Here is a 14,110-nt window from a genome sequence, read left to right on the forward strand (position 1 = left end):
ATTCTGTAAAACCTAATTAACCATAATTCTAATGTTTCTTTGAGAAGCTAGCTCACAATCCAATATTTGAAGCAGTTACTAAATATTTAAATCATGAATTCATCCAGCAGTGGCAATAGAAATTACTCATCGATTAGTAATTTGTCCTTTGATATCGGAACTAACAGTTCGGTAAGTTCGGTAAATAATGATCTGACTAATTCTTTAAATCGTCAAATTCGCATTTTAATCGTCGACGATCAAAAAATGATTCGGGAAGGATTAAAAGCTCTAATCAAAACAGAAAGCGATCTTGAAATAGTTGGTGTTGCTGAAAATGGCGAACACGCCATTAATCAGGTGGAATCCTTAAATCCAGAAGTAGTTCTGATGGACATGGAAATGCCAGGGATGGATGGGATAGATGCCACTAAAATAATTTGTCAAAAGTTTCCTGACGTTAAGGTACTAGTACTGAGTACTTTTGACAACCAGGAATATGTAGCTAACTCCCTCAATTCTGGAGCAATGGGTTATTTGCTTAAGGGTACGCCCGCGAAAGAATTAATTGATGCAATTAGATCGATTCATCGTGGCTATGCGCAAATTGGGCCAGGAATTTATCGTAATTTATCTTTACCGCAGGCAGAAGAGGTAGATAAGCTACCGATCATGTCTCCTCTGGCTGCTCGCATTGCAGATACAACAGCGACTGAAAAATCTTATCCCCCTGGACAACTAATAAGTAGTAAAGCTAGTAACGACGATGCTGCCTTGGTAAAGCGTAAACCAGCGTCGATAGAAACGCGCAAATTTGAGCAGACGGTAATGCTCCGCCCTTCGCCCAGATGGTCGAGATTGACGATGGCCTGTATTATGGGAGTCACTGCATTTACGCTTATTTGGGCAAAATTTGCCAAGATTGAGCAGGTAATTCCTACTCAAGGAATGATTCAACCCATAGGCAAAACCCAGGAAATTCAGGTTCCTACCAACGGTGTAGTCAAAGAAGTTCGAGTTGAAGAGGGCGATCGCGTCGAGGAAGGCGATGTTTTGATGGTTTTAGACACCACCACTTCTAAAGCGCAGGTAAATTCTTTAACTCAGGTACGCAAAACTTTAAAACAGGAAAATAGGTTTTATCGAGCTTTATTAGCTGGCAAAGTTAATGCTAATAATTTTAATAGCACAGTGGCTGCTTTGAAAATTCCCCCAGAAGTAGCTTCTTTGTCACGCAACCGAGCCGAATTAAGAGATGAGAACGCATTGTTAAATAATCTTTTAAACGGTTCTGGAGGTAATTTTGATCCCGATCAACTTCAGCGACTACAAGCTTCTAGAGCCGACTTAACTGAACGCACCGCATCAGCCAGATTGGAGGTTGAACAGCTAGAAAGACAGTCGGAGCAAAATGACATTCAGCTTCAAGACACTCGGGCGCAGTTGGAAACAGGCAAACAGAATTTACAAGAAATTATTAACCGTAATCTAGAGTCGAGGAAACAGGCGGAAGATAGTATCAAGATTGAACGGGAAACTTTAGCCTCAATGATGCCTGTTTATAAAGCAGGTGGCATCGCCAAATATCAGGTTTCTCAACAAAGACAAAAAATCAACGATCGCAATGCCTCAATGGTCAATGCGATGAAGCAAGGAAATTTAGAACGCGATCGCCAGGAACAGGATATAACCACTTTACAGGCAGAAATTAATCGTTTGCTCCAGGAAGGAGAAAGATTATCTTTAGACATCTCTCAGGCAAAACAACAGTTAAGCAACACTACTTCGGTATCGAAAAAAGATTTCTATGACCAAAGGGCAAGCAACCGCATCAGACTCTCAGAAATTGATAGTCAGCTAAATAAAACCATAGTCGAAAACGATAAACAGATTGCAGAAATCAATAGTCAAGTTGCGGGGGCAGAGCAAAACTTGAGATATCAAACTATTGTTGCTCCTATTACGGGAGATGTATTCGATCTAACTGCTTATCCTGGCTATGTTCCTCCTGCTGGTCAAGCAGCTAAACCTATATTGCAAATTGTCCCAACCGAAGATTTAGTGGCAGAAGTGTTTGTGACGACTGACAAAATTGGCTTTGTGGAAAAAGGTATGCCTGTTGACGTGCGAATTAGTGCTTTCGACTTTGGCAGGTATGGTGGCATTGATGGCAAAGTTCAATTTATTAGCGCCAGTTCCTTAGAACCAGAACCACCCTACGATTTCTTCCGTTACGCCGTCAAAGTAAATTTGGATCAGGATTATCTTATGGTTGATGGTGAAAAGAAATATATCCGACCAGGGATGGAAGTGCAAGCCAATGTGAGAATTAATGAACATCGCACTGTTTGGAATTTGATGACCGATGAATTCTTAGGTGGAATTGAAAAATTCAAGGGACTTAGGTAACTCACGTTACCCACAGAAGAGTTAGTAATTACAATTATGTAGGGAGATAGGGAGATAGGGAGATAGGGAGACTGGGAGATAGGGAGATAGGGAGATAGGGAGATAGGGAGATGGGGAGATAGGGAGATAGAAGTTAACGTATCACTAATTCCCAAAACCCCTAATTCCCAAAACCCCCACGTAAAAGCTATAGAGTAAATTAGCAGGTGCGTAACATTAGTTAATTAATCTACTAATCGGCTTGAGGATCGCCTATTCAAAGAAACTGTTGGCTGCTTGAAATCGCTTATTTACCTCATCCCAATTAACCACATTCCACCAGGCGTTTAAATAATCCTCTCTCTTGTTTTGGTATTTAAGATAATAAGCATGTTCCCAAACATCGTTGCCCATAATGGGGTATTGACCTTCCATTAGGGGACTATCTTGATTAGCAGTGCTAGTAACGGCTAATTCTTTTTGATCGTTCATTACTAGCCAAGCCCAACCACTACCAAAGCGTTTTGTTCCCGCAGTATTAAATTCTTCTTGAAAAGTGGCAAAGTCACCAAAAGTTGTTGTAATTGCTTCGGCAATTTCACCAGTGGGTTCTCCCTGGCTATTAGGAGTCATAATTGACCAAAACATAGTGTGATTGGCATGACCACCGCCATTGTTGCGTACAGTAGTCATAATATCTTCAGGAAGAGTATCCAGATTAAGCAACAGATCCTCAACGGATTGCCCTTTTAAATCAGGATGGAGAGCGATCGCTTCATTGAGATTCGTGACATATTTAGCATGATGTTTATCATGATGTATGGTCATGGTTTCGCTATCGATATAGGGATTTAAAGCATCATAGGCATAGGGTAAAGGCGGTAGGGTAAATTCATCCGTCGTTGGGGCTTGAGCAACCAAAGTAGTTTGGGAAGATAGCATTTGATTGCTGATGGTTGTACGCTCTGAAGCATCTGCCACACTGTTGTTTGACTGAAGAACTAACGTTATGGCGATCGCGATCGCCATCATTAAACCGTAAATTTTTTTGGAGTACATTGAAATAATTAATAATTATTGAGAGTTGACAATTTTATTGTATTAACATAGTAGTCAATCATCGCACTTATCGCTTCATCTGTAAAAAATTTACTTTAACTTTATCTACAATAATTTTGCCTCGACCAATAATAATTGGCAGATTATATTTGAATTGAAATTTATTTACTTGAATAAATGTAATTAAATTTGTTTTTTTGAGTAATAATTATTAGTTTTTTTTGAGCGTAAAAATACCTAAATTCATTGCATCTTTGGGTTACTGAGTTAATATTTAGGATGCAAGAAACCCAAGGTGGGATAAACTCAAAATGTTTTATGGGTAGCAAGATTAAAAGAAATTTTTTTGAGGTATTGATCGGCACGGTTCTTTTGCTGAATTTGTTGGCTATTCCTACTTGGGCGCAGTTGCCATTATCACCCAAACTAAATTTGTCAACTTTGATAGAAAGTGATTCAGCTAATAAGATCTTGTCAGTTTGCGTCTATTTAGATGGCAGTTGCTTGTTTAAATTATCTGACCAAAAATCTGATTTGGCTCAACGCATTAACTATGTGGAAGAACAGTTAGCTGAGATTAAAAATACCTATCTGAATGCTGATTCTGTTCAACTAAGTATTGTTGCACAAGGAGATCAAAATCGGCAAAGCCTGAAGGCATTAGTTGGCAGCAAAAAAATTCCTGTTTTAACTCTCAAACCCAAAGATATCAATGTTGATGGTATTGACTTAGAAACTCAAGCAAAGCAAATTGGCGATCGCATTAAAAGAGGCTTAGAACAAGCTAAGTTGCAAAGACAGCCTGCTTATTTACTCCAGCAAGCTAAGTTAGCAGGGACAGGATTGTTGCTGATGGTATTGAGTAACTTTATGTTGTGGCGCTGGATCAAACGTTTAACCCAGACAAAAGTTACCTTCAGCCAAGATGCCGATCTACCATCTCAACTAGAACAAAGAAGAACACTTAACCTTAAGGAAGTAAAATACCGCCTCTTGCAACTGATTCAGTTAACTATTTGGATTGGTGGCACATTAATCATTTTAGGTTTGTTTCCCCAAACTCGCCCGATCCAATTATGGAGCATTACTATCCTCAGAATTCCCCTACAGTTAATGGTTGTGATCTGGGTTTGCTATGTTTTAATCCGCTTAAGCTATGCGGCGATCGCTAGAATTAATGCAGCTATTACTAATGATGCTTTTACCCAGAACTATGTTTTAAATAACAATATCAATCAACGACTTCAGGTAAGAGTTAATACTTTCTCTCGATTATTTAGAGGGATTATGACCTTTATTTGGGCGGGAATTGCCTTATTTATCTCCCTCAGCATGATTGGTTTTAATGTTACCCCTTTACTGGCTGGCGCGGGAGTTTTAGGTTTAGCTTTTTCTTTTGCTTCTCAAAACTTAATTAAAGATACGATTAACGGCTTACTAATTATTTTTGAAGATCAATATGCCGTTGGCGATGTGATAACTATCGGCGAGGTAGGGGGTTTAGTCGAAAACTTAAATTTGCGTATTACTCAACTGCGAGATGGAGAAGGGCGTTTAATTACTATTCCCAATAGCTCGATCAGCGTGGTGGCTAATCATTCTAACGGTTGGTCGAGATCGGATTTAAAAATTCCTGTGGCATATTACGCCAATGTCGATGAAGCGATCGCCTTAATTACAGAAATAGCCGAGCAAATGTATCAAGACTGTGAATGTCGCGCTAAAATTCTGGAACCACCACAGGTATTAGGTGTAGAAGAATTTGCCGAACGCGGTTTTATTATTCGCCTCTGGTTTAAAACCGAACCCCTAAGACAGTGGGAAATCTCCCGCGAATTTCGTCGTCGTCTCAAAAATGCCTTTGAAGCAGCGGGTATTCCCTTACCTCTCCCTCAGCAACAGATTTGGCTGAGTCGGCATAATTTAATTCCAGATCAAAAAAATTAAAGCCTATAAAAGCTTATTAATTACACACACAATTAAACTTAAATATTAATTGCAAAATATTGTACAAATTTTAAGAGCTAATCATCAATCAAAGCTTTAAATTTAGAGTCATCGCGAATTTTGTCAAAATCCGAGTCAGTTTTTGCCATCTCTTGATATTCAGGATTTAGCTTAATTGCCTCTGCCAAATGCTCAATTGCCAAGTCAACATTGTTCTGTAAAGAAAATATACAAGCTTTGTTATACCAGGCTAGGTGAAAATCAGGTTTTAATTCCAGAATATTGTTGAAGGATTGGAGAGCTTTTTGATAACAGTTTAAGTCAAATAGTGCAGTACCAAAATTATACAAGGCTAGGTGAAAATCAGGTTTTAATTCTAGAGCTTTTTCAAAGGCTTGGAGGGCTTCTTGGTGACGGTTTAATCTAACCAACACGCTGCCTTTGTTGTTCCAGGCTTGGTAAAAATCAGGTTTTAATTCTAGAGCTTTATTAAAGGAATCGAGAGCTTCTTGGTAACGGTTTAGGCTAACCAGCATATTACCTTGATTATACCTAGCTTGGTAAAAATCAGGTTTTAATTCTAGAGCCTTATTAAAGGAATCGAGAGCTTCTTGATGACAGTTTAAATCTTTCAGCACAATGCCTCTGTTGTACCAGGTTTGATCATTATCAGGTTTTAATTCCAGAGCTTGAGCGTAGGAATCGAGAGCTTCTTCGTAACACTTTAAGTTAGTTAACACATTACCCTGACTATATAAGGCTTGGTCAAAATCAGGTTTCAATTCCAGAGCCTTTTTAAAAAATTGGAGGGCTTCTTCATGACGGTTTAAGTCAGCTAATACAATGCCTTTGTTATGACAGGCTTGATAAAAATCGCCTTTAATTTTCAGAGCTTGATCGTAGAAATCGAGTGCTTCTTGGTGACGGTTTAAATTAACCAACACATTGCCTTTGTTATACAAAGCTTCATTTTTATCAGGTTTGATTTCCAAAGCTTTATTAAAAGATTGGAGGGCTTCTGGATAAAGGTTTAAGCTAACTAACACACTACCTTGGTTATTCCAAGCTTGGCTATCATCAGGATTAATTTTTAGAGACTTATTATAGACTTGGAGAGCTTCTTGGTAAAAGTTTAAGTTGGTGAGATTCACCCCGAAATTATACAATGAGGTAGGATCAAGTTGTTTCTCCTTAAGTTTTAAAACTAATTTAGTTAGCTGTTTAATATATTGTTGAGGTTCAATAGTTCGTTCGCGAGCTTCAATTTGTCCGTCACGAGGAGTAAGAATTTGTTCGGCATCAATTAGATAATTTAAGACTTTGGTAATGGAATAAGGATGCCATAGTTGCCAAGGTTGATTATCCAAGATTAGTAAAGCGGTCTGTTTAATAATTTCTCTTGTTAAAGTAATGTTTAATTGTTTTAATAAATCCACTGCACCATAAATACAGACAGCTATAGGATATCTCTTGACTGCATCTTGATAACGTCTACTCCAGTTATCTTTAAGAGTGTCGCGATAATTATTAGGTGTTAAGGGTAATTCTCGGTTTCTTAGCCTGACTAGATTTTCTACCACGTTTCTAAAGGTACGGTCATTTTGTCTGGCGATGGGTAAATAGTTTTCTTCTGTAGCATAAATTTCTGTATCAGGAATAGTTACTCTCAATAGCTGAGAAATTGCTTCATCTTCTGGTTCGGGCAATTCGTAAACAGTAAAACGATTCCAAAATTGAGGATATTTGTTTTTTTCTAATTTATTCCAAGCACTAGGTTTACCAAAAGTGTCAGGCTGTCTTTCATTCCGAGCAGTGGCGATTACTTTTATTTCTCCATCATGGCAAAATTCCTCGTATATTTTTAAGGTCTTTAGCAGTCTGGTTTGTAACGGTTCGTTTAAAGGCTCAAGGGGCAATGTTTCAGCACGGGGAGATTTTTGTTTTAAACCATAAGACATTTTTTGGTTGAGGTCATCGAGCAGAAAAAGCAATTTGCGATCGCTGTTAAGTTCCCTCAAGTGTTCTGTTGTGGGTTCGTCTATCCATGCTCCTAACTTGAGCCATAGAACCGTCCAGCCTTCCCGATTAAAATGCTGCGCGAGTTCTGCTGCTTCTCTAGTTTTGCCTAATCCTGTTCTACCTTCAATTAAAAGCCAATTTGATTCCTCAAGCTGCCGAATTAATTCCTGGCGGACACTTATTTGCCTGGTTGGACAACGATTTTGATACCGAATTGAGGCATCAGCTAAAGGATCTTGTTTATCCCCAGGAAAAACTATAGATAGTACATCACTATGAGGACGAATAATTTCAAAAGGAGAAGCAATAGCAACAGGAAATTTTCGCTTTCGCTTTTGATTGCGATACCACCAAATCAAAGTAATCAAGCCAGTTACAGTTACGCTTGAACCAGTAATAGTCAATAAGATTCTGGTTAAATCCTGATTATCGACAAGAGACTTGCTAATTGACTGCCAAATAGCTTGAGGGTCAACCATTAATGATTTAAAGAAATATCCGCAACTTTACTCAGCTTGAATAAAGCTTACTATATTTTTGAAAAGCGATCGCAGGTCTTAGGTGTGGAAGACTTTGCCGAACCCAATATTATATCAAGTCCGCTTAATTACTTCTTATAAAATCTTTGCGCTTTTGCGTCTTTGCGCGAGTTTTAATTGAAATTGTCTAAACGGACTTCATATTAAACTCCACTACCCAAGACAAACAGACTAACTAGAGTGCCACTATTCCAGAGACAATGGAGCAACATGGGAGCAAGAAGATTGCGCGATCGCGTATAGACAAATCCTAAGACGATGCCCAAAGTAGCTAGGGGTAAAACTTCGGATAAACTTAAGTGAGCCACAGCAAAGATAAAACCGCTAATCACAATCGCACCGTTAACGGAAGTGTATCGTGTCAAAGACGGTAACAAAAAACCGCGAAACATGATTTCTTCAAAGATCGGTGCAGCGATGGAAGCGGTACTAAAAAAGATCGCTAGCGCCACTCGATCCTGAGCCTGTAAAGCAAGAAATAGCAGTGGGTTGCTGCCTCCTTGCCCATGCCAGATTTGCTGATTGAGCGCCGACACTAATAAGACTAAAGGTATGGCTACCAAATAACCGCCAAATCCCCAGACAAACCAGTTGCTTTTGAACTTAAATCTAAACCATTCTTCAGGGAGAGGAAAGTATGATTTAAGCGATAAATATAAAACGGAAATTCCGCCTACAGCCATCAAAATATAAGTTCCCAAGACATATAAAGCCTTGATTCTCAAAGACGAACCACTAGGATTGATGCCCGCCAGACTAATAATAATCGGTAACAAAAATTGACCGACAAAGAAAAAGCCCACAATTAAGACTTGCCAAATGATTTCCCAATCCCAAGGTGTTTTCCAGCCAGTTTGACCATTAGTTGTAATAATTGCTGCTTCAGGCTTAACAAAACGCTGAATAATTAGAAAAACCAGCAGAATTACCCCACCAATACCACCAAAAACGGGAATCCCACTAATTAGCGCGAGTTTAAATATAGAGTTGAGAGCAATGTTCGACTCTTGTGCCTGTAGCAAGGCTAAATCTTCTTTGAGGTGATTAACTTCATTGTATTTAGCTAAAGCTTGATAGCGAAACCAACCATCTAGATTACGGTTAATTATTGCCACTTCATCAGCACCCAATTGAGTTTTATCCTGCCATAGCTGTTTTAGTACCGTTGCCGTTTGAGCATAACGATTAGAGTTATCGAGACGATCGATTACCTGTTGCCAAAGAGCGATCGCCTCTGCTGATTTATTTTGTACTCCAAATAAAATTCCTTGTTTGAGATCGAGTTCGTTGACAAATTGATTTAACTCAACGATTTCCTGTTTTAACTGAGTTTTCAGCGCCAGATTATTATTAATTGTGGGATCGGCAACCTCGATCGCACTTGATTCAGCTTGGCTAAGTTGTTGTAGCTGAGATTGAAATTTATCGCGACTAGTAACCGATTCTTGACGAACTTGCTGATACTTCTTGCTGGCTGCGTCATAAGGATCTTGCCCGACTAAAGAGCTAACCGCACCGTTAAGATCGAAATCATTTTCTGGGCTAGTTTTAAACTCTGCCACCTGGAGTACTAAATTAGTTTGATATAGCTCTAAACGGCTTTGAATTTGAGGTTGATCAAAACTATTTTTTAAAGAAGATCCAATTTGGACGATCGCCAAGATAGTTAGTAAAGCTAAAATTACTCGTTTAATCGTCATTTATTTTTCTCGAGCAGATTCTCTAGTCATTTTTGATACTTAATACTGGTATTATCCCTTTTCTACGAATAGTAATCAATGTTCGGCGTTGTTAATTGAAAATATGAGATATATAATAATACTGCTTGTCCTAAAGGATACCGCTACGCATAGAACTTCGTAGTTTTAAGCTTTTAGCTTCAGAAGATTACTTAAGTAAATAGCTAAGAGCTGATAGCTAAGAGCTAGGGCGAAGCCTTTTGCTAAACACTAAAAAATGCTGTTCTGGTAGAAGTTCTTTGGTTTCCTGCCATTTTAAGCCAACTGCCTGAAGTTCTTTCTTGACCTGCTTTTGAGTCATTTTATGCAACGACTTAATCATAATCATCGGGTTTTCCTTACGGTACTCTAATAAAACTACTCTGCCTCCTGGCTTTAAAGCTTGAACAATCCCCTCCATCATTTCTCTGGGATAGGCAAATTCATGATAGGCATCTACCATCAAGGCTAAATCAATGCTTTCAGTCGGCAAGTTAGGATTGTTTTCTTGTCCTAAAACCGTCTCAACATTAGTAATCTGCCGATCTTCCTTAAGTAGGGCGATCGCTTCTAACATTTCAGGCTGAATATCTACCGCATATACCTTGCCTTCTGGAACTTGCTGTGCCATACGAAAACTAAAATAACCCGATCCTGCCCCAATATCCGCCACCACATCATCGGGCTTAAGGTTTAAATTCTGGACTGTTAAATCAGGTTTTTCTGACTCTACTCTACTTTCTCTTTCCAACCACATTATTGCCTGATGCCCCATTACTTGGGCGATTTCACGCTTCATATAGTATTTGCCGATGCCGTCAGGATGATGAATCTTTTTCTCGCGGTAATAGGTAGGATAACTAGCTTGAGCCTGAGCAATCGGAGTGTAGATAAAGTTACTTAAGAGAAAAGCGATCGCAACTATGCTAATTAACCGCACAAAGTATTTGGCACTAATTTTTGCACTAAATTTCATATTTGATTAAAACTCATTCTTAGAGCGGACGGTTTTTAAGGTTAAGATTGCTTATGATTAAGTTATAGTAATAAAACTTTAATAATATACATGATTGCTAACCCCTTTGAGTCCGAAGGTATTAAAAAACTAATTCAGGATAAAATTCTCTTTGGCAATCAGCCAAGTGCAGAGCTATTCGGCATTCTGACCGTTTATTTCGTTCAAGGAATACTCGGATTATCGCGGTTAGCAGTTAGCTTTTTTTTAAAAGATGATCTGGGTTTGAGTCCTGCTGAAGTAGCTGCTCTAACAGGTATCGCTGCTTTCCCTTGGATCATCAAACCATTATTTGGCTTTATCTCTGATGGTTTACCTATCTTTGGCTATCGTCGCCGACCATATCTAATCTTATCAGGATTACTCGGCTGTGCATCTTGGCTAGCTTTAGCAACCCTAGTTAATAATGCTTTTACCGCAACCGTAGTTATTCTCTTTACCTCTCTTGCTGTAGCAATTAGCGATGTAATTGTCGATTCTCTAATTGTTGAACGAGCTAGGGAAGAGTCTTTGTCCCAATCTGGCTCATTGCAATCTCTATCCTGGGGTGCTTCCGCCCTAGGAGGACTATTAACAGCCTACTTTAGTGGCTTACTCCTACAACACTTCAGCAGCAATCAGGTATTTGAAATTACTGCCTCTTTTCCCCTGATTGTTTCAGCAGTAGCTTGGTTAATTACCGAAGAAAAAGTTAATCAAGATAATCCAGAAACCCAAATATCTCCCGTCAAAGGTCAAATTCAGCAATTATGGGGGGCAGTTAAGCAAAAACAAGTCTGGTTGCCGATCGCTTTTTTGTTTGCTTGGCAAGCCACTCCCACCGCCGATTCAGCCTTCTTTTTCTTTAGTACCAACGAGTTAGGATTTAAACCTGAATTTCTGGGTAGAGTGCGTCTAGTGACTAGCTTCGCTTCCTTGGTAGGAATTTTCTTATTTCAGCGTTACCTTAAAACCGTACCGTTTCGTAAGATTCTCGGCTGGAGTACCGTAATTGCTGCCATTTTAGGGATGACAACTCTACTTCTAGTTACCCACACTAACCGAGCTTTAGGAATTGACGATCATTGGTTTAGTTTAGGAGATAGTCTGATCTTAACCGTTGTAGGACAGATTACTTGGATGCCTGTACTGGTACTATCAGCACGTCTTTGCCCTCCAGGAGTTGAAGCTACTCTATTTGCTCTGTTGATGTCGATTTGGAATTTATCTGGGCTACTGTCTCACGAATTAGGAGCCTTGCTGACTTCTTGGTTAGGAGTCACAGAAAGCAATTTCGACAACCTCTGGCTGTTAGTGATTATCACTAATCTTTCTACTCTGCTTCCTCTGCCCTTTTTAGGCTGGCTACCTTCAGGAGATCCCCAAACAGAACAATCTAGCCATGATTTTGCCCCAGGAGAAGCACCCATCCATAATTCAGGTGGCTTAATCGAGTCGGGGATTACTCCTAGTTTAGTCCCAGAATTCGCGATTAATCATCACCTCAACAAGAGTCAGGATGAATGCTGAATTGATAGTCGTACAAAGTTAGATTAGGACAATTAGGGTGATCGGCTCGTAAATAGGAAGTAAGAAATAAGAAATAGGAAATAGGAAATAGGAAAAGTCCTAATGTTTCTACTTAGAGCTATACCTGCTGGAGTTGAGGAAAATAATGTAAAAGCGATCGCCCCGATGATTTATCTAAATTAAGGAATACATGAGATAAGTTTTTTGTCGCTGACGTAAAGTTAAAATAGTAATGCTATCTGCATCCGTTATAATCTTGTCAAAAAACAAATGCAAATAACAATAGATATTCCTGAAGCAATAGGACAACAATTAACAGCCCAGTGGGGAAATGTATCTCAACGAGCTAAGGAAGCTTTAGCTGTAGAAGCTTACCGTACTGGCTCTCTTACCTCAGCACAAGTTCAAAGTTTACTTAATCTATCTTCTCTTTGGGAAGTTGAGGAGTTTTTTAAAAAGTCGCAAGCTTACTTAAATTATACGGAGTTAGATTTAGAACAAGACAGGCAAACTCTGAATAATCTTTTGTCTGAATGATTGTTGTAGCAGATACATTTGTGCTGTGCTATTTGATACTCATCGAACAAGTTGAGCTATTGCCCCATCTATTTGGTGAGATCGCAATTCCTCAAGCTGTCTATGAAGAATTAAAAGCGGAGAAAGCACCAGTACAATTTTAGAGATCGAAAGCGATTGTATTGTTTAAAGAAGATTTCTGCTAGTGCCATATCCAGATAGCGATCTTCACAAAATGTTGAAAAACCTACTCTAGGAGTTACTGAGCCAATTCTGAAGATCGTCAAGAGACTGAAAATCAAGTAAATCCTCTGTCAGAGAATCTAACTGGATTGGTTCTAAAGACTTGATGCGATCGGTGATTGACTCTGGGAGATTTCCCAGTTTACGGTTGAGTAGACGTAGGATAGTACTGCTTTGCCCTTCAACTATGCCTTGTTCACGACCTTCAACTATTCCTTGTTTTTTCCAAGATGTAGTAATCTGCATAATCTGTTCTTGTTCCCTTATTTCCATTGTACTTAACTCAGATTGAAATAACGCCTCCTCATTAGAGTTAAGACGAAGATAACTATCGACAAAGCCTGAAATCAACTGCATCTTGGCAGGGTCTAGCTTGAGAGTAACCAAGAGACCAAGACATTGCGCCTTGACCGTCGGGCGATCTTGTTTATCAATTTTCATCTTCGCCATCAGCGCAGCAGCTATATGCGAAGCGGTATCCTTTAGGATAGGGTTCTTCTGCTGTAAAAAATCGCGCCAATCCAGACGATTAAGCTGCACTATTTCATAGTCAAACTTCAAAACCTGCTTATCGGGAAAGTCAATCACAAAGTTACCTTTATCTAGCCTTTGCGGAGAATCGTAGGAAAAGACGACAATGGGATAAATAGGGCGGTTATATCTCAGGAAAAGACTACAGAAATAACGGAATAACCTTTGATTGAAATCAGTTTTGCTGCTGGATTCATTCTCAACATGAATTAGAAACGAGTAATCCTGTTCTTGAAACTTAGCTAGAGCAACAATATCCATGATTTTCTTTTCACCGCCAACTACATCAGTAAAAATTTCCTTCTTGGTGCGCGTTCCCTTGCGTCTTACGCCGACGCGGGGTCGCACCGCTTATCTACAAACTGAATTGAATCAGTGTCCAGATATTCAAGAACAGAGGGAAAGAAAAGTTCCAGAAATTCAACGAAGAAAGTAGTTAAAAGCTCTTTAAATAGTTGGTCGTGATTAATCTTAGCCATAGATACAGTGTATGGAATTAGCTAAAGGGTTAGCTGCGCAAGCAAATGAACGAAGCTAATTCACATTAGACGTTTAGTTAAATTTACTTAATATTTAATTAATAAAATCGGTATTTAGTTTTTTATTAAGAAAATATTAAATGTTTCTGGTTTACGTATATTCACTAT

The 14,110-nt window shown here is 39.0% G+C and carries 9 protein-coding genes and 1 pseudogene; 5 read left to right on the forward strand and 5 right to left on the reverse strand.

Features of this window, described 5'->3' with window-relative positions; all coding sequences use genetic code 11:
- Window positions 1–93 precede the first annotated feature (93 nt).
- On the forward strand, window positions 94–2,388 hold the full coding sequence (locus KME09_11390; GenBank protein ID MBW4534527.1) for a response regulator: 2,295 nt from the start codon (window positions 94–96) through the stop codon (window positions 2,386–2,388).
- Between the two features lie 252 nt (window positions 2,389–2,640).
- On the opposite strand, the gene KME09_11395 is transcribed toward KME09_11390, so the two are convergent.
- On the reverse strand, window positions 2,641–3,309 hold the full coding sequence (locus KME09_11395; GenBank protein ID MBW4534528.1) for a superoxide dismutase: 669 nt from the start codon (window positions 3,307–3,309) through the stop codon (window positions 2,641–2,643).
- Between the two features lie 396 nt (window positions 3,310–3,705).
- Between KME09_11395 and KME09_11400 the strand changes: the two genes are divergently transcribed.
- On the forward strand, window positions 3,706–5,373 hold the full coding sequence (locus KME09_11400; GenBank protein MBW4534529.1) for a mechanosensitive ion channel family protein: 1,668 nt from the start codon (window positions 3,706–3,708) through the stop codon (window positions 5,371–5,373).
- Window positions 5,374–5,450: 77 nt separating this feature from the next.
- On the opposite strand, the gene KME09_11405 is transcribed toward KME09_11400, so the two are convergent.
- From KME09_11405 to KME09_11415, 3 genes are all read right to left on the reverse strand, one after another.
- Complete coding sequence (locus KME09_11405; protein ID MBW4534530.1) at window positions 5,451–7,871, reverse strand: tetratricopeptide repeat protein; 2,421 nt, start codon at window positions 7,869–7,871, stop codon at window positions 5,451–5,453.
- Window positions 7,872–8,074: 203 nt separating this feature from the next.
- A complete protein-coding gene (locus KME09_11410) occupies window positions 8,075–9,631 on the reverse strand; it encodes a CPBP family intramembrane metalloprotease (GenBank protein ID MBW4534531.1) in 1,557 nt (518 codons plus the stop codon).
- 217 nt (window positions 9,632–9,848) lie between these two features.
- Window positions 9,849–10,625, reverse strand: coding sequence for a methyltransferase domain-containing protein (locus KME09_11415; protein ID MBW4534532.1), 777 nt, complete (start codon window positions 10,623–10,625; stop codon window positions 9,849–9,851).
- 90 nt (window positions 10,626–10,715) lie between these two features.
- On the opposite strand from KME09_11415, the gene KME09_11420 reads away from it, so the two are divergent.
- The 3 genes from KME09_11420 (at window position 10,716) to KME09_11430 (ending at window position 12,853) form a co-directional block, all read left to right on the forward strand.
- Window positions 10,716–12,173, forward strand: a complete 1,458-nt coding sequence (locus KME09_11420; protein MBW4534533.1) for a folate/biopterin family MFS transporter — start codon at window positions 10,716–10,718, stop codon at window positions 12,171–12,173.
- A 270-nt stretch (window positions 12,174–12,443) separates the two neighbouring features.
- Complete coding sequence (locus KME09_11425) at window positions 12,444–12,710, forward strand: UPF0175 family protein (protein MBW4534534.1); 267 nt, start codon at window positions 12,444–12,446, stop codon at window positions 12,708–12,710.
- Complete coding sequence (locus KME09_11430) at window positions 12,707–12,853, forward strand: hypothetical protein (protein MBW4534535.1); 147 nt, start codon at window positions 12,707–12,709, stop codon at window positions 12,851–12,853. The genes KME09_11425 and KME09_11430 overlap by 4 nt, the downstream gene beginning before the upstream one ends.
- An 88-nt stretch (window positions 12,854–12,941) precedes the next feature.
- On the opposite strand, the pseudogene KME09_11435 reads toward KME09_11430, so the two are convergent.
- Window positions 12,942–13,942, reverse strand: a pseudogene (locus KME09_11435) (DUF4351 domain-containing protein).
- Window positions 13,943–14,110 lie beyond the last annotated feature (168 nt).

The sequence above is a fragment of the Pleurocapsa minor HA4230-MV1 genome (assembly GCA_019359095.1).
Classification (GTDB): Bacteria; Cyanobacteriota; Cyanobacteriia; order Cyanobacteriales; family Xenococcaceae; genus Waterburya; species Waterburya minor.